The organism is Bordetella genomosp. 1 (assembly GCF_002261335.1).
Lineage (GTDB): Bacteria > Pseudomonadota > Gammaproteobacteria > Burkholderiales > Burkholderiaceae_B > Bordetella.
In genome coordinates, this window is record NZ_NEVL01000004.1 from 435,658 (window position 1) to 452,316 (window position 16,659).

Here is a 16,659-nt window from a genome sequence, read left to right on the forward strand (position 1 = left end):
GATGGCGATTGACTTGTTTTGTTATTCCTCAGCCTCGCCTCGTGAGTCCGAGGTCATACTCGGTTCCTTGGCTAAAGTCCATTGGAAGCTCTTTGATAGAAAATTTTTACTTTCTAAGGTGTCTGAGGCTAATGAATTCCATAAGGAAATTTCTCTCGGATATGGTATGCATGCTCGGTCGTTCTTCATGGTTAGGCTCAATGAAAAGGCCGCTGCGGATCAGATCCCTAAAGTCGTTGAATTGATGAAGAATTCATTTAATAAAACAAAATTTTTAGTTCTACATGAAAATGAGAAACCAATGTAACTATGCCGTATTTGGTGGTGGAATAAGAATTTTCTGAAATAAGGTGTCAGGCTGTGTTTTCTGTGGAGCGTCAGCGGCAATGTGACCGGCGCCGCCGGTGACGCGATACAGGCTGTCGCGGTCAACTACTTGCAAGGGTTGGCGGCGTCCCAGGTAAAGGAGATCATCTCGGCACTGGGAAAAGGGCCGCAGGCGGAAGCGGCTCGCGCCGCAATGCACACGATCGTGGGATCAATGGCTGGACGATTACAACCAGTACCGCTCGCACGAATCGCTGGGTGGCCTCCCGCCGGTGCCATTCATGCCCCGGCTACCCCTTGCTCCGATGATCTATCAACCGATGTCTACTTGACAGGGGTGCTTACGCCACCACCTGCCCGGCGCGCAGCGCCATCAGGCGCGTGGGGCGCAGGGCGGTTAGTCACCCCTTTCACCGCGTCGATCAAATGTCTAGACGAATGATCTATTCGACCAAGTTATACCTTTTTGCTCAGAATAGATCTGATGACGTACTCATCCCGTGAACGAAAATTCACTTCCAACACGTGTTCCTCCCCTACGCGCCAATCTAGGACAGAATCGCGAAGCACCTCCAGATACACACGAAGGTCCTCTTTTTTTAGTTTAGGCAGCGACTCGTGTACCAAAACAACCTTTTCGCAAGGTATCCAGCTCAGGTCCCTCAAACAGTCGTATAGCGCATCCCAATTGAACCCGAAGTATCCCGGAAACCAAAGAATGTAATACAGAGACTTCAACAACTCATCAGCCGAACTAGCTTCCGGATCAATACGAGCATAAAAAACATTAGACGCATCATATGAAGGACTGTTTTCAGTAAATGTAAATGGCACCATTTTCTTCACCTACTTTGCAATCTTGATAAAAGGTCTTGTAATGGTCTGCCGTGTAGTACACCTCCCCTCCTTTCCCAACGACTAGTCGTTGAGGCCCAGGCCCGGAAATACCCGGAGTGGGATGAACGTATTCGGCATAGTGGACTGTCGGCCTCTGAGGAAGACCCAATCCATTCTCGGCAACGGCCACCGGTTGCTGGATCCCCTCGGCATCGGGCTCCGGCCCTTCCAGACGTTGACTGGCGATGGCATTGATCGCTGCATGACGCGTTCACAGCGCTCGGTCTGGCTCAGGATCATGGCCGTCCGTCTCTCAATCGACGCCAATCGCCTGGGATGAGTACGGCACGCGCCGGAACCCGGGGATGCGGAGCCATACGCCGCCCTCGACACCATCCACCAGGGCCAGGGCGTGACCGCGGCCAACCTGAGCGTGCGCGGGGGTCGGTCTGAACACCGACCCGGCGCGCGCTGAACGTCGCTCTGGCTGAATTCTGCCCCGGCTTGAGAATCTGAGAGGGGACGTACGACACAAACAGCGGAGAAAGGTAAGGAGGGCAAACAGGTTGGTGTAAAGATTGAACCTGTGAATTCTGGAAAAAGTCTTCGGCCAGATAGCTTTAATGTGGAATATTCAATAGGCGGCGCTCGCCCAAAAGAACTTGTATTTAAAAACTCGCCGGGTGGAAATTAATGCGCAATGATGATGACATTTACAATGAAATCGGCAGAATTTTATTTGAAGTCGCTCCCGACGGAGCTCGTAAAATCATAATGCGCGCACAGTTATCCCGAGAGCGAGATAGCTGTGAATATGAGTATGATTATGTTGATGAACAGGGCAACGTTGCTTGGTTCACGGCGGGCGGGCGAGCGAATACAGATATTTTAGATCTCTTAACAGAGCTGCGCCTTTGGCATGTTGAAAATAAACTTACCGGAGGCCTGCCAGCATGGAATGGCTTAGAAGTGGTCTTGGACTTAGTTAAATCCAAAATAAATATAGATTTCTTTTATCCTGAAAACTAAGAGGCAAATTTAGATGCAAAGGCTAAATATGGGGCGTTTTTGAACCCTTTTTGCGGCCTTCTGGGAGAAGGTCAGCATTGTTGGTGCTCGATGGTGCGACAAGCGGACTTTCGGGTGCAGTGCGAGGTCCTGTCCGCCAAGCGATTCGCCTCAGCGCATACGAACGGCCCCGAGCTGGCGGAATATTACGCTTAAATTTTCACCGAATCGGGCGTGACAAAGTTCACGTTTTTCCATTACTCCAGTGAAGCATTGAGGTGGCGTCATGAGCGACAGAATCAAAGAGTTGGAGCGAATTATTGGTGGAAAGCTGGAAAGAGCGGACGCCAGGGTTGTTCCTGGAACTGATGGTGTATCTAGTCGGGATGCTATTTATTTTTCCGATGATGGAAAAAGTAATTTTAGGAAGCAGTTCAAGAACCTAACGTGCTTTACTGAGCCACCGAATGCGACCAATGGCGGTATCAATGAAGCAGGATGTTCTATTACACCCCCAAATGGCCCACTCTTTCATGCGGCTATTTACCACGGCGATCTTGCCGGCTGGAAAAAGGATATAGAAGAAGGTGCCAGAGGGCTTGGCTTACTCCTGGCCCGAATAGAGGGCAATCAGTTTGTTATCTCGGACGGCCGCTCATTCCCGCTGTCTGAGTGCAAGGTAGAGTTCACCTGAAAAAAATAGCCCTGCCCACGAACTGCTCCCAAAAAGTTGGAAGCTGTTCAACCTCAATGCAAAGCACGGAAAACTCCGTGGAGTACCACTTGTTACTCGCCGGCACTGATCCAACCGCTCCAGACAGCATCTATATTCGACTGATGCCTCCAGGCTCCGCAGCTGTTCCTGGGTTAGACAATGGCTATTGAGTTTGTGTAAAAAAAGGCCAGCCGATTAACCCTGCGACCGGTGGCTCTGGCACCAGGGGAGAAACACATGTGCCATTACCCCCCAAAAACTGTGCCACCGAAACGATGAGAGGGCATCCATGATTAATGAGGCAGATTTATCAGAACTGCAGTCAACAGTCCTTACAGGCGTGACTGTCGGCATTGGTTCGCAAATTTTGATGTTTGGGAATGGTGCAACTGTCCTAATACAGTGTCCTTTCAAAAGTGAGATTCAAGGAAAAAAATTACATGGGCACGGTGAGCGTCCGCACACCAGCGAATTGCTCTATGACTATCTTAACCATCAGGTGACAAGTGCTTCGCTTCAGGATGGGGGCGTCCTTGTTCTGGAGTTTGAGAGGCGTAGGTGGCTGAGGATTGTTCCTGAACGCGACGGGCTTGAGGCATATGTGATATCGACTCGCCATGGAATCTGTCCCGTTGCAGTAGTCTGATGAAACGCTCTTCGGTTGAGGTGCTGGCGCAGCCAGCCGTTTGCGTTGCTGAGCAATACGCCGCGCTCGAGGCCAACCATCACGACTAGGGCGTGATCCAAGCCGCCAATCTGAAGCGTGCGCTCGCGTTGGGATGAAGGTTGACGAGGCGTTGTTGGCATTTGATCTTGCGCCAAGCGAAACGAAAAAATCGTATTAACCTCAACGGGCCGAAAAGCCAATGCCAAGTTCACATACCAGTAAAACAATCAGGACAAAATGATGACTAATTTAGCTTGACTTGAAAGGCTCAAGGAGTCATTTGCTTCAACTGGTCTGAATTATGAAGACCTCTACGAATTGATAAAGGCCTCTATCGCGAGGGGCAGGACTAGTTTTCCAGCGCTGATACATGACGCTTCGAAGGGGGTCGGCTTCTCGGTGAGTGAAGGATTTTTCTATTCCCTTGATCAAGACTGGGATGATCCCAAGGATTTCAATGAGGTCAGTTTTTTCTTGGGTGAAATGGAAACCTCAAGCATTTCAGTGTTCGACTATGTGTCTTTGATGAAAATCGCGGCACGTGTTTATGCTACCTTTTTCCCCGGTGAGGCGAGTGGTGTTCTAAAGTCCGCAGAAAAACTAGAGGAACGATATTTAAAGAAGTGGCCCGACCAGAAATAAGGGGTCTTACTCTGATCTATGGTCAGGCAACGAATATTTTTACGGCAAAAGCTGCGGATGGGGCCCCGAGAACAATGTAGGTTTGAAACGCGCATTGGATTTCGGCGGAACGTTGTAGCTGAATTGCTCGAGGAAATTGGCCCGATTTTGGCTGCATTGGATCGCCACGGCTAATATTTCCAGCGCGTGCTATGTGAGATTCAAAGATGAAAACGACAGGGGCACGGTGAAGCAAGCTTGCCTCCGGTCTTGACCAGCGCGGATCTTCCGGGAGCAGGTCAGACGCACCCGCCAAGAGAAGATGATCCGCAAGAAGTGCTCGCGCAGCCAGCCGTTTGCGTTGCTGAGCCATAGCCGCCCCGCATCGCCAACCGTCAGGACCAGGGCACGTCCCGCGCCGTCGATCTGAATCGCGCCTCCGGGTTGCGCTCAGCCACTAATGCCGCGCGGCGCGCGGGCCTTCGCGGGAGATGCGGTAGCGCCGCATCTTGAGATATAGCGTGCTTTTCGCGATGCCCAGGCTGCGGGCCGATTGTGTGAGGTTGCCGGCGTTGGCGGCGATGGCCTGGCGGATCGTCGCCGCCTCGTTTTCCGACAGCGTCGCCGGCGCGGATGGCGCGGTGCGCACCGCGGCCGCGGCGCGCACCGCGGCCGGCAGGCGGTCGATGCGTACCACGCCATCGTGCGACAGCGCGACCGCACTCTCCACGGCATTGCGCAGCTCGCGGATGTTGCCGGGCCACGGATACGCGGCCAGCACGTCGAGCACCTCCCCGCCGACCTCCCGGCGCAGCTTGCCCTGCTCCTGCTGGAAGCGGGTGGCGAATGCGCGGGCGAGCAGCGCGATGTCGCCCTTGCGCTCGCGCAAGGCCGGGATCTGCAGCTGCACGACGGCGATGCGGTAATAGAGGTCCAGGCGGAAATGGCCGGCGTCGATCTCGGCGGCCAGGTCGCGGTGGGTGGCCGCGAGCAAACGAAAGCGCACCGGACGCGGCGCATTCTCGCCCAGCCGGCAGACCTCGCGCTGCTCCAGGACCCGCAGCAGGTAGGTCTGCATGTCGAGCGGCATCTCGCCGATTTCATCGAGAAACAGCGTGCCGCCGGCCGCCGCCTCGATCTTGCCCGGCATGCCGCCCTTGCGCGCGCCGGTGAAGGCACCGTCGGCGTAGCCGAACAACTCGCTCGCCAGCAGCTCGCGCGACAGTCCGCCGCAGTTGAGCACGACGAACGGCCCGGCCCTGTGCAGGCCGCGCGCGAACAGCTCCTTGCCCACGCCCGTTTCGCCCACGAGCAGCACCGCCGTGTCGGATTCGCGTAGCTGGCGCGCCTGCGCGACGAGCACGCGCACGGCCGGATCCTCCGTGATGACCGCGGCGAGCGGATCCTTCTCGACGGTGGCGCCCGTCAGGGCGGGCGCCGCGGGCAACAGCAGCAGCGTCCCCTGGCGCACGCCGTCCAGGAACACGGGCTCGACCCATTCCGGCCGGGCCCAGGGCGGCAGCTCCGCCGCGCCCCTGCCCTCCCCGGGCGCGAACCCCGGCATCGCGTGAGTGCGCTCGAGCACGATGTCCGCGCCCGCGCGCGCCAGGGCCCGTTGCGCAGCGGCGTTGAAGCTGACCAGAAAGCCGCGCCCATCCAGCAGGATCGCGCCCAGCGCATCGCCGGCACGGCGCCACTGGCCGCGGACCGCCTCCACCAGCCGATGCCGGCGCTCGATATCGAGCGCCGCCAGCCGGCTTTCGATGTGGCGCGCCGACATCACCGCGAACGCGAGATTGTGGCGGCTGTAGGTGTCGGACAGCCCGGAGACGTCGAGCACGCCGACCGGGCCGCCGCCGGCCGGATCCCGTATCAGGGCGGCCGAACAGGTCCAGCGCTTGATGCCCTCGCAGAAGTGCTCGGCCGAGTGGACCTGCACGGGGCCGGCGGCGGCCAGCGCCGTGCCGATCGCGTTGGTGCCGCAGTGGCTTTCACTCCAGTCCACGCCCGGCATCAGGTGGATCGCCCGGCCCGCGTCGAGCACGCGGGCCTCGCCCGCCGCGGCGAGGATGACGCTGGCGCTGTCCGACAGCGTGACCAGACAGCCGAAGCCGGCCAGCACGCCCTGCGCGTGGTCGAGCACCGGCGCGCCGGCCTGCAACAGATCGCCGTGCAGTGCGCGCAGGCGTTCGAACTCGGCGGGCGCCAGCGGCTGCGGCCCGCCGAACTGGCCCGGGTCGACGCGGGCGCGCACGCAGCGATGCCAAGACCGTTCGATCAGACCGCGCAGCCCGCCGCCGCCCGGCACGGGCGCGCCGCTCAGCACCGCTTCCCAGGCCCGCCTGATCCGGGACTCGGCTGCGGGGTCCGCGAAAGCTTGGCTGCTTGCCGACATCGCCATGAGGTCTCCCTGTCGTGTTGCACGGCCCGTCAGGGGCGCAGGCAGGCCGCGCCGCCGAGGCGAACGCGAGCCTGCCGCCGTCCGGGTCCCCCTCGACAGATACGCCTCGACGCGCCGGGCCACCATACGGATCGACCCGATCCGGCGGCAGATGCCGCCATCGGCTCGGGACTATCCGACCCATCCCATAGACGGCGAACGGGTTCTCAACTTGGCTCGGCACGTTCGGGCAGGGGAAGCTTGACCCACTCGCGATAGAAGGTGTCGATGTCGGGCTCGAAATCGTGCAGCACCGGATACCACGGCGTCGGCGCCTCCACATCGAGCAGGGCCGCGCATTGCGGGCAGTAGTATTCGCGGTACACCTGCCACTGCGTATCGGGCGCCATCAGGCGCGGATACACCTCTTCCATCGCCTGGGCGCTGTCGCGCACGAAGATGTGGGCGTGAAGCTTCCAGTTTTTGCGATAGTCGCAAAGCTCGTGGCCGCAGTCGCAGCGGGTGACCCACGCCTTGTCGCTGGCGCGCTGCACGATGTAGAGATGCGGGCCGAGCGGCAGCACGATCCGCTCGCTCCATCTGAGCTTGCGTTGCAGCGTGTTCAGGTACATCTCGAAGCGGGCGCCGTCCTTGGGCATCGACAGCATGCGCAGGGTCGTGTCCCAATCGAGACGGCCATCGACCAGATGATCGATCTGTTCCTGGGTATAGCTTGCCATGGCGTTCTCCTCATTCGTCGACCAGGACCACCGTCCTGACGTCGGGCAGGCGCGACAGGTCCATGCGGAAGCGCGAGCCGTAGGTCGGCACGTCGAGCTCGTCCTCGGTCAGCACCCAGTCATCGGGCAGGCGCCAGAAGTCGCGGAACTGCCGCTCGAACTTCGCAGACAGACCGAAACTCGTGGCGTACATGTGCCGCACCTGCACCGACGCCTCCTTGGCCAGGACGCGCTGGCGCTCGGCCTCGAGCCACTCGCTCACCGGCACCGCGCGCTGCAGCCGTTGCTTGCGGATCGCCTTGCGCTGGGCGGCGCTGGCGCGCGCGTCGGCGCGCCAGCGGCCCTCGCCGTCCTGGCTCACCACAGCGCCATGGACCGCGAGGGCATAGCGCGGCAACAGCAGCTCGCGGTCGAGGTCGGCCACGATGGCGTCGAGATCGCGATCGAGCGGATCGCCGAAGCCCGGCCCGCCTCGCAGATAGTTCAGATAGAGGTCGTAGTTCTCGAAGCAGTCTTCGGTCGTCATGCACTGCTGGTCGCGCTTGACGCGGGCGCCCGGATCGAGGTGACGCTCGTACTCCGGCGCCTCGGGGTCGGCGTCTGCGCCGAGCGGCAGGGAGGCGCCGCGCGCGATCCGGTCTTTCAGGCCTGTGCGATGGGCCTCGAAGCGATAGCCGCAGGCAGAGGGATAGCCGCCCATCATTCCCCAATCGCTGTTCATGTAGCCGTTGCCCATGAAGAACATGGTCCAGTCCTGGGCCTTCCAGACCATGCGCAGCGTTTCGAAGCCGCAGCCGCCGCGGTACTTGCCATAGCCGCCCGAGTTGGCCTTGGCGTTGCGCCCCAGATAGAGCAGCGGCTCGGCCATCTCCCAGATCTCGATGTCGCCCATGTCGCCTTCGGGGTTCCAGATGGCGGCCGCATGATTCAGCCCGTCCTTGATCGCGCCGGCGCCGGTGCCGCAGGAGCTGGCCTCGAAGCTGTTGACCGCGTGGATGTCGCCGTCCTGGTTGATGCCGCCGCCCTGCAGCCAGTTGGAGGTGTTGGCGTTGCCGGCGTTGACCTCCTCGAGATAGCCCCGGCTGAAATAGGCCTGGCTCAGGCCGCGCCACAGCGCGCTCCAGCCGGACACGAGAAAATGCCAGGCATACGCGTGGCCGGTGCGGCGGTCGTCGGGGTTCATCCAGGTGCCCTTGGGCAGGCGGAACTCGGTGCCGTAGTACGCACCGTCATTGATGCGCTGGGTGGTCACCAGCGTCTGCGTCAGCATCACCCAGATGCCGCTCGTGAACGCCACCTGGTTGGCGTTGTAGCTGTGCCAGCCCCAGCGGCTGGCGCCCTCGAAATCGAGCCGCCACGAGCCGTCGCCCCGGATCCGGATCTCCACCGGCGAATGCATGATGGTGTCGAGCTTGGCAAAGGCATTCGAGGTCTGCACATCGGGATGCTTGTACGGCACGTCCACGAACGCGACCTTGCGATAGATGCCGGGCATGGTGAGGGCTTTCAGGCGCATCTGCAGCCCGCGCCGGCCCTCCTCGATCACCTCATAGGAGAAGCGTTCGTAGGCGTCCATGCCCTCTTCGGCGATCACCTCCTCCACCAGCGCGCGCACCATGTGGCAGCCGGCGATGCGGGTCTTCTCGTCGAGGATCCAGTACTTTGGCGTGCGCACGGAGCGCTGGCTCTCGTGCAGCCAGTCGCGCAACGGCACGTCGCGCACGCCCGTCTTGCGGCAGGTGATCATGTAGCCGTCGCCGAAGCGCTGGGTCTGACCGGTGGACATCGACCCGGGCGTCACCGCGCCGGTGTCGATCACGTGCGTCACGCCGCCCACCCAGCCCACCAGCTTGCCGTGAGCGAAGATGGGAACGATGGTGGCGATGTCGCAGGGATGCACGTTGCCGATCGCGCAATCGTTGTTGGTGAACATGTCGCCCGGATGGATGCCGGGATTGCTCTCCCAGTCATTCTCGATCATGTACTTGATCGCGGCGCCCATGGTGCCCACGTGGATGATGATGCCGGTCGAGGTCAGCACGCAGTCGCCCGCGGCGTTGTAGAGCGTGAAGCAGAGCTCCCCTTCCTGCTCCACGATGGGACTGGCCGCGATGCGCTTGGCGGTTTCGCGCGCGTGCACCAGCCCGCCGCGCAGCTTCGAAAACATCTTCTCGTAGCGGATGGGCTCGCTCTCGCGCAGCGCCAGGGTGGAGAGCCCGTTGTAGTGGCCGGTGGCCTCGGTGCGTGCCAGCAGGGCGTCGCGGAACTGCTTCAACGATTCGCCGGTGCCCAGCAGGTCGGCAGCGCAGGCGGCCGGGTTCGTATGGTCGTTCATGATGCCTCCTTGCCCGCCGGGTCGATTTCATGGAGATGAAACAGGCGGTGTTTGTCGAGCCACGCGCCGAACCCCTGCGGCACCACGAACGTGGTGGCGTCGGATTCGATCACCGCAGGCCCCGTGATCCGGTTGCCCGGCCTGAGCGACTCCATCTTCCAGGTCGTGGCGGCGTGCCACTGGCCGCGGCGGTAGAGTCTGCGCGAACCCAGCCGCGCCGACTCGGGCGGCACCGGCCCGTCTTCGGGATCTTCGGGCAGCACCGGCTTCTGCGTGAGCACCATGCCGCGCATGATCGCGCCCGTCACCGAGAAGCCCAGTTCGGGCGAACGCGCCGAGCTGGCGTACACCCGCCCATAGGTTTCCTCGAACGCGCCGACGATGCGGTCCCAATCCGCCGCTCCCTCCGCGCGGGCCAGCGGCGAGTCGATCTCCAGGTCGTTGAGCTGCCCCATGTACTGCATGCGGTAGCCCGGCCGCAGGATGACGTCTTCGGGCGGAAAGCCGTTGATGCGGAATTCGTCGATCACCTTTTCCGTGAGCTCGTTCCAGGCCCTCTGCAGGGTCGCGACGGCGGCCAGCTTGTCGGCCTCGGCCGCAACCTGCGGCAGCGCCAGGTCGACGCTCTTGTCGTAGCGATACTCGAAGTCGGCGCAGGCACAGCCAAAGGCGGAAAAGCCGGCCGCCCAGGCCGGCACGATGACGTCCTTGAAGCCCAGCCCCTCGGTATAGCCGTAGGCATGCACCGGGCCGGCGCCGCCGTAGCTGAAGCACACGAAGTCGGTCGGGTTGTAGCCCTTGGCGCTGACGTTGGCGCGCAGGTACTCGCGCAGATGCAGGTCCAGCAGTTCGATCACGCCGGCCGCGGCGTCTTCGACCGACAGGCCGAGCGGCGTGGCCAGTTGGCGCTGGATGCTGTCGCGCGCCCGCGCCACGTCGAGCTTGATGGCGCCACCCAGGAAGTTGTCGGGATTGATGTAGCCCAGCACCACATGGCAATCCGACACGGACACCGTGTCCAGCCCGCTCTCGGGCCAGCACGTGCCGACGCGATAGCCCGCGCTGTCGGGCCCCAGCTTGATGGCATCGCTGTAGGGATCGAGCCGGACGAAGCTGCCGGCGCCGGCGCCGACCGAGTCCATGGCGACCAGCGGCAGCGAAAGCACCAGCCGGGCCATGTCGGGATCGGCCGCGATCGTGAAGTTGCCTTTGGTGATCAAGGCCATGTCGAACGAGGTGCCGCCGATATCCGAGCATGCGACGTTGTCATGGCCGAGCACCTGGCCCAGCAGCCTCGAGCCGATCACGCCGCCGATCGGACCGGACACGATGGTGCGGGCCAGCTCCTTGGCCTTCCAGCTGATGGTGCCGCCATGCGTGGCCATGACCCGCAGGTCGAACTTCGCGCCATGCTGCTTGAAGCGGTCGCTGACCTTGAGCAGGGTCTGGCGCGACGGCTCGGCGGCGTAGGCCTCCAGGATCGTGGTGTTCATGCGGTGGCTTTCCTTGCGCTGCGGGTAATAGTCGACCGACGCAAACACGGGGATGTCCTGCCCCAGCCTGGCGAGCTCGTCGACCGCGAGGTCCCGCGCCAGCCGTTCGCTCGTGCCGTTCTTGTGCGACTGCAGCAGCACGATGACCAGCGCCTTGCTGCCCGCCTCCACCAGCTCGCGCACGCGCTGCCGCACTTCCTCTTCGCGCAGCGGAATCACGATCTCGCCCTGCACGTCGGTGCGCTCGGTCACGCCGCGCGTGCGCGCCAGCGGCACGAGCGGCTCGTCGTAGCGATGGGCATTCAGGTGCAGCCTTTCCTCGAGGGCGTAGCCCAGATAGCTCTGGATCGCCCGGCCCATCGAATGCACGTGTTCGAAGCCTTTGTTGACGATCAGGCCCACGTCCAGGCCCTTGCGCTGCACCACCCGATTGAGCATCGCGGTGCCGGAATACACGCACGTGACGAGTTCGGGAAAGACGTCGTCGACATCGCGCTGCCAGTGCGCCAGCGCATCGCGCGACGACGCCAGGATGGCAAGGGATTCATCGGCCGGATTGCTTTGTGCCTTGCCAACCACGAAGCGGCCGTCCTGTCGGACGAAGAAAGTGTCGGTCATCGTGCCGCCGGCATCGATGCCCATCACTTGTGCGGGGGATTGCATCTGCATGAGTGTCTCCTCGTGATCGCGCGCCTCGGCCAGGGCGAGGCGCACGTTCACGAGGAACGCAATATCGATGCCAGGTTTCGCGCGATGCCACGGCCGGGCCGTATCGCGCAGCATGGCGGGCGGCTGCGGGCGATTTCGGGCGGGACCGACGCCTCGGCGCCGCCGCGATCACGGGTTCATGACGGCGGGCCGGACGTACGAAATTCGTACGGCGTCCGGATTTCGTACGGCGGGGTCGGCATGCGGGACATGCCGGGAGGAACGAGGCGCCGGGGTGGGTTCCGGCGGGCGAACAGCCGCCCGCTCACCGAGCCCCTGCCGCTCAGGCGGCGCGTTGCGGCTTGCGGCGCGCGACGTCGGCCAGGCTTTCCAAAATCACCTCGAATTTGCGGGCGATCTGGTTCTCGGGCACGCAGGCATAGCCCAGGAGCAAGCCCTGGCGCGCGGGTTCGCCGGCCATGTAGTAGCGCGACAGCGCGCGCGTGAGTACGCCACGCTGGCGCGCCACGTCGACCACCGCCGTGTCGTCCATGTCGGCGGGCAGGTTCAGCACCACGTGCAGGCCGGCGTCGCTCGAATCGCGGTGCAGCCAGCCCGCGCCCAGGCGCCGGTCGATCAGGTTGACCAGGATGGCGCGGCGGCGCGCGTAGAGCATGCGCATGCGGCGGATGTGCGCGGCGTAGTGCCCCTCGGCGATGAAGGTGGCGAGCGCCGCGTGGGTCATGAGGTGGCCTTCGCGGTAGAGCTCGGCGTGGGCCGCCTGGAAGGCAGGGGCCAGCGTCTTGGGCAGCACCAGATAGCCCACGCGCAGGCCCGGATAGAGCGTCTTGCTGAAGGTGCCCATGTAGATCACCGGCGCGTCCGGCTCCAGGCCCTGCAGCGACGAAATCGGCCGGCCCGAGAAGCGGAACTCGCTGTCATAGTCGTCTTCGATGATCCAGCTGTTCCAGCCGCGCGCCAGCGCCAGCAGCTGCCGGCGGCGCGCCAGCGACATCACCGAGCCCAGCGGATACTGATGCGAGGGCGTGACGAAGATGAAACGCGGCGGCACGGCCACGGGCTCGGCCGGCAGGCGCATGCCTTCTTCGTCGACCGGCAGCCCCTCGGGCTGGATGCCGTTGGCCGCGAGCACCGTGCGCGCGCCCCAGTAGCCGGGGTTCTCGATCCAGGCCACGTCGCCGCTGTTGCCCAGCACCCGCGTGGTCAGGTCGATGGCCTGGTGCGAGCCCTCGGTGATGATGATCTGCTCGGGATCGCAATCCACCGAGCGCGTCAGGCCCAGGTATTGGGCCAGCGCCTCGCGCAGCGCCGGCAGGCCGCCGCCATAGGCGTAGGTCAGCATGTCGGGCGAGGGCTTGCGCCACAGCGCGCTGAAGATGCGGCCGAACTTGCGATGGGGGAATTCGGTCACGTCGGGCACGCCCGGCATGAAGGCGCCCCACTGGAACGGCGAGGCCGACGCGCCGTGCACGATGCGCGCGCCGCGCTCCGACAGGGCGGCCCTGCCCTGCGGCGCCTCGGCATGTCGCTTGCTGCGACCGGCAGACAGATAGGTGTCGGGCAGCGTGTCGGTGACGAAGGTGCCGTTGCCCTGGCGGCTGCGCGTGTAGCCCTCGGCCTGCAGCTGGCTGTAGACGTGCACCACGGTGTTGCGCGCGATGCCGAGCTCGGTGGCCAGGTCGCGTGAGGCGGGCAGGCGCGTGTCGCCAGCCAGCGTGCCATCGAGGATGGCTTCGCGCAGCGCGCGGTAGAGGCGCTGGTTCATCGGCCCGTCGGCATTGTCCCCGAGCCGCAGCTGCAACATGTCCCCGACGATCGACCTCAATTGGTTCTACCTGATTTGCAAAAGTGGTTCCTACGGATGGGGCCATCTTAGCATTAAAGTATCGCCACGCCGCCCGTCCGCAGATGGGCGTAGCCGAATGCCTGCCGCCTGCGCGGCACCTGCTTATCTGCCATCGAGGCTGTGATGAAAAATCGTGATCTGAATACCCGCCGTGCGCTCGCCACTCCCCGTGGCGTGGGCGTGATGTGTGACTTCTATGCCGTGCGCGCCGAAAACGCCACGCTGTGGGACGCCGAGGGCAAGGAATACATCGACTTCGCCGGCGGCATCGCCGTGCTGAACACCGGCCACCGTCACCCGAAGGTGAAGGCCGCCATCGCCGCCCAGCTCGACAACTTCACCCACACCGCCTACCAGATCGTGCCCTACGAGGGCTACGTCTCGCTGGCCGAGCGCATCAACGCGATCGCCCCGATCGACGGCCTGAAGAAGACAGCCTTCTTCACGACCGGCGTCGAAGCCGTCGAGAACGCCGTCAAGATCGCTCGCGCCGCCACCGGCCGCTCGGGCGTGATCGCCTTCTCCGGCTCGTTCCACGGCCGCACGATGATGGGCATGGCCCTGACCGGCAAGGTCGCGCCGTACAAGCTGGCCTTCGGCCCGATGCCGGCGGACGTGTTCCACGTGCCCTTCCCCAACAAGACCCAGGACATCTCGGTCGCCGATTCGCTCAAGGCGCTCGACCTGCTGTTCAAGGTCGACATCGATCCCAAGCGCGTGGCCGCGATCATCGTCGAGCCGGTGCAGGGTGAAGGCGGCTTCAACGTCACGCCGCCCGAGCTGTTCGCCGCGCTGCGCAAGGTGTGCGACGAGCACGGCATCCTGCTGATCGCCGACGAAGTCCAGACCGGCTTCGCGCGCACCGGCAAGCTGTTCGCCATGCAACACCACTCGGTGCAGGCCGACCTGATCACGATGGCCAAGAGCCTGGGCGGCGGCATGCCGATCTCGGGCGTGGTGGGCCGCGCCGACGTGATGGACGGCCCGGCCGCTGGCGGCCTGGGCGGCACCTACGCCGGCAACCCGCTGGCCGTGGCCGCGGCACACGCCGTGCTGGACGTGATCGAAGAAGAGAAGCTCTGCGAACGCGCCGAAGTGCTGGGCCAGCGTCTGAAAGCGCGGGTCGAAAGCCTGCGCGCCAAGGTGCCCGCCATCGCCGACGTGCGCGGCCTGGGCTCGATGGTTGCGGTGGAGCTCAACGATGCCAACGGCAAGCCCGACGCCGAGGCCGTCAAGCGCGTGCAGCAGAAGGCCATCGAGCGCGGCCTCATCCTGCTAAGCTGCGGTGTGTACGGCAACGTGCTGCGCTTCCTGTATCCGCTGACGATCCCCGACGCCCAGTTCGATCAGGCCCTGGACATCCTGGCCGACGCACTGGCCGGCTGATCGCCAATCGCTGACACGAAGCGCGGGGTGGGCCCTCCCACCCCGCGCTTGTTTTCTAAGGAGACTTTCATGTCCTTGACCAAGACGCTTGCCCGCCCCGACCTGCTGCGCGACGCCTGCTACATCGACGGCAAGTGGGTTGCCGCGACCGGCGCCAGCATTCCCGTGGACAACCCCTCGACCGGCAAGACCATCGTGTCCGTGCCGAAGCTGGGCCGCAAGGAAACCGAGCAGGCCATCGCCGCCGCCGAGCGCGCGCTGCCGGCCTGGTCCGCCAAGACCGGCAAGGAACGCGCCGCCATCCTGCTGAAGTGGGCCAACCTGATGATGGCCAACCAGCAGGACCTGGCCACCATCATGACCTCGGAACAGGGCAAGCCCCACCCCGAGGCCGCCGGCGAGATCGCCTATGCCGCGTCGTTCCTCGAATGGTTTTCCGAAGAGGCCAAGCGCATCGACGGCGACGTGCTGACCAGCCCCAAGGGCGGCCAGCGCCTGATGGTGCTGAAGCAGCCGATCGGCGTCACCGCCGCCATCACGCCCTGGAACTTCCCGGCCGCGATGATCACCCGCAAGGTCGGCCCGGCGCTCGCCGCCGGCTGCACCATGGTGGTCAAGCCGGCCCAGCAGACCCCGCTGACCGCGCTGGCCCTGGCCGTGCTGGCCGAAGAGGCCGGCGTGCCCGCGGGCGTGTTCCACGTCATCACGGGCAGCTCGCGCGACATCGGCGGCGCCCTCACCGAAAGCGACGTGGTGCGCAAGCTGAGCTTCACCGGCTCGACCGAAGTCGGCCGCACGCTGATGGAACAGTGCGCCCCCACCATCAAGAAGCTGTCGCTCGAGCTCGGCGGCAACGCGCCCTTCATCGTGTTCGACGACGCCGACCTGGATCGCGCGGTAGACGGCATCCTGGCCTCCAAGTACCGCAACGCCGGCCAGACCTGCGTCTGCGCCAACCGCATCTACGTGCAGGCCGGCGTCTACGAAGAAGTGGCCAAGCGCCTGGTCGAGAAGGTCAACGCCATGAAGGTCGGCGACGGCTTCGAGCAGGGCGTGACCCAGGGTCCGCTGATCGACGACAACGCCGTGGCCAAGGTCAAGGAACACATCGCCGACGCCACCGAAAAGGGTGCCAAGGTGATCGCCGGCGGCAAGCCGCACAAGCTGGGCGGCAACTTCTTCGAGCCCACCGTGGTGCGCGACGTGACGCAGTCGATGCGCTTCGCGGTCGAAGAAACCTTCGGTCCGGTCGCGCCGCTGTTCAAGTTCGACAGCGAAGAAGAAGTCATCGGCATGGCCAACAACACCATCTTCGGCCTGGCCGCCTACTTCTTCACGCGCGACTACGCGCGCGTGTGGCGCGTGTCGGAAGCCCTCGAATACGGCATCGTCGGCATCAACACCGGCCTGATCTCCAACGAGGTCGGTCCGTTCGGCGGCGTCAAACAGTCGGGTTTGGGCCGCGAAGGCTCCAAGTACGGCATCGAAGACTACCTCGAGCTGAAGTACCTCTGCGTGGACCTGGGCGCCTGATCTCGCCCCGCGTCCTGCACGTAACGGCCGGCAACAGTTGCCGGCCGTTTTTCATTTGCGCGCCGGCATGCCCATGCTAGATTTGCGCATTCCAAGAGCTAC

The 16,659-nt window shown here is 63.4% G+C and carries 13 protein-coding genes; 6 read left to right on the top strand and 7 right to left on the bottom strand.

What is annotated here, in order from left to right; genetic code table 11:
• The first annotated feature begins 1 nt into the window (after position 1).
• Positions 2 to 307: a hypothetical protein gene (locus tag CEG14_RS26085; protein ID WP_143277244.1), complete on the top strand. Its 306-nt coding sequence runs from the start codon at positions 2 to 4 to the stop codon at positions 305 to 307.
• 476 nt (positions 308 to 783) lie between these two features.
• Here CEG14_RS26085 and CEG14_RS26805 read toward each other — a convergent pair whose 3' ends face one another.
• Together CEG14_RS26805 and CEG14_RS18890 are read right to left on the bottom strand one after the other, a co-directional pair.
• Entirely contained in the window at positions 784 to 1,164 is a 381-nt protein-coding gene (locus CEG14_RS26805; RefSeq protein ID WP_094827938.1) for a barstar family protein, read from the bottom strand.
• Positions 1,142 to 1,354, bottom strand: coding sequence for a ribonuclease domain-containing protein (locus CEG14_RS18890; protein ID WP_256985840.1), 213 nt, complete (start codon positions 1,352 to 1,354; stop codon positions 1,142 to 1,144). Before CEG14_RS18890 ends, CEG14_RS26805 begins: the two co-directional genes overlap by 23 nt.
• Before the next feature lie 503 nt (positions 1,355 to 1,857).
• Between CEG14_RS18890 and CEG14_RS18895 the strand changes: the two genes are divergently transcribed.
• The 3 genes from CEG14_RS18895 to CEG14_RS26430 all read left to right on the top strand — a co-directional run bounded on the left by CEG14_RS18895 (position 1,858) and on the right by CEG14_RS26430 (position 4,196).
• On the top strand, positions 1,858 to 2,193 hold the full coding sequence (locus CEG14_RS18895) for a hypothetical protein (RefSeq protein WP_094827940.1): 336 nt from the start codon (positions 1,858 to 1,860) through the stop codon (positions 2,191 to 2,193).
• Positions 2,194 to 2,458: 265 nt separating this feature from the next.
• A complete protein-coding gene (locus CEG14_RS18900; protein WP_094827941.1) occupies positions 2,459 to 2,866 on the top strand; it encodes a hypothetical protein in 408 nt (135 codons plus the stop codon).
• A 1,087-nt stretch (positions 2,867 to 3,953) separates the two neighbouring features.
• The gene (locus CEG14_RS26430; protein WP_179280638.1) at positions 3,954 to 4,196 is read left to right on the top strand and encodes a hypothetical protein; all 243 of its coding nucleotides are present in this window, start codon (positions 3,954 to 3,956) and stop codon (positions 4,194 to 4,196) included.
• Between the two features lie 436 nt (positions 4,197 to 4,632).
• On the opposite strand, the gene CEG14_RS18920 is transcribed toward CEG14_RS26430, so the two are convergent.
• From CEG14_RS18920 to pdxR, 5 genes are all read right to left on the bottom strand, one after another.
• Positions 4,633 to 6,576, bottom strand: a complete 1,944-nt coding sequence (locus CEG14_RS18920) for a sigma-54-dependent Fis family transcriptional regulator (RefSeq protein WP_094827943.1) — start codon at positions 6,574 to 6,576, stop codon at positions 4,633 to 4,635.
• A gap of 206 nt (positions 6,577 to 6,782) precedes the next feature.
• A complete protein-coding gene (locus CEG14_RS18925; RefSeq protein ID WP_094827944.1) occupies positions 6,783 to 7,295 on the bottom strand; it encodes an acetone carboxylase subunit gamma in 513 nt (170 codons plus the stop codon).
• Between the two features lie 10 nt (positions 7,296 to 7,305).
• Positions 7,306 to 9,630 carry a hydantoinase B/oxoprolinase family protein gene (locus tag CEG14_RS18930; protein WP_094827945.1) on the bottom strand — a complete coding sequence of 775 codons (2,325 nt, stop codon included), beginning with the start codon at positions 9,628 to 9,630 and terminating at the stop codon, positions 7,306 to 7,308.
• Positions 9,627 to 11,792 (bottom strand): hydantoinase/oxoprolinase family protein, encoded by a 2,166-nt coding sequence (locus CEG14_RS18935; protein ID WP_094828280.1) that lies wholly within the window; start codon positions 11,790 to 11,792, stop codon positions 9,627 to 9,629. The genes CEG14_RS18930 and CEG14_RS18935 overlap by 4 nt, the downstream gene beginning before the upstream one ends.
• A 322-nt stretch (positions 11,793 to 12,114) precedes the next feature.
• Complete coding sequence (gene pdxR, locus CEG14_RS18940) at positions 12,115 to 13,617, bottom strand: MocR-like pyridoxine biosynthesis transcription factor PdxR (RefSeq protein ID WP_373454209.1); 1,503 nt, start codon at positions 13,615 to 13,617, stop codon at positions 12,115 to 12,117.
• A 144-nt stretch (positions 13,618 to 13,761) separates the two neighbouring features.
• On the opposite strand from pdxR, the gene CEG14_RS18945 reads away from it, so the two are divergent.
• Both CEG14_RS18945 and CEG14_RS18950 read left to right on the top strand, forming a co-directional pair.
• Complete coding sequence (locus CEG14_RS18945) at positions 13,762 to 15,024, top strand: 4-aminobutyrate--2-oxoglutarate transaminase (RefSeq protein WP_094827946.1); 1,263 nt, start codon at positions 13,762 to 13,764, stop codon at positions 15,022 to 15,024.
• 69 nt (positions 15,025 to 15,093) lie between these two features.
• The gene (locus tag CEG14_RS18950; protein ID WP_094827947.1) at positions 15,094 to 16,557 is read left to right on the top strand and encodes an NAD-dependent succinate-semialdehyde dehydrogenase; all 1,464 of its coding nucleotides are present in this window, start codon (positions 15,094 to 15,096) and stop codon (positions 16,555 to 16,557) included.
• Positions 16,558 to 16,659 lie beyond the last annotated feature (102 nt).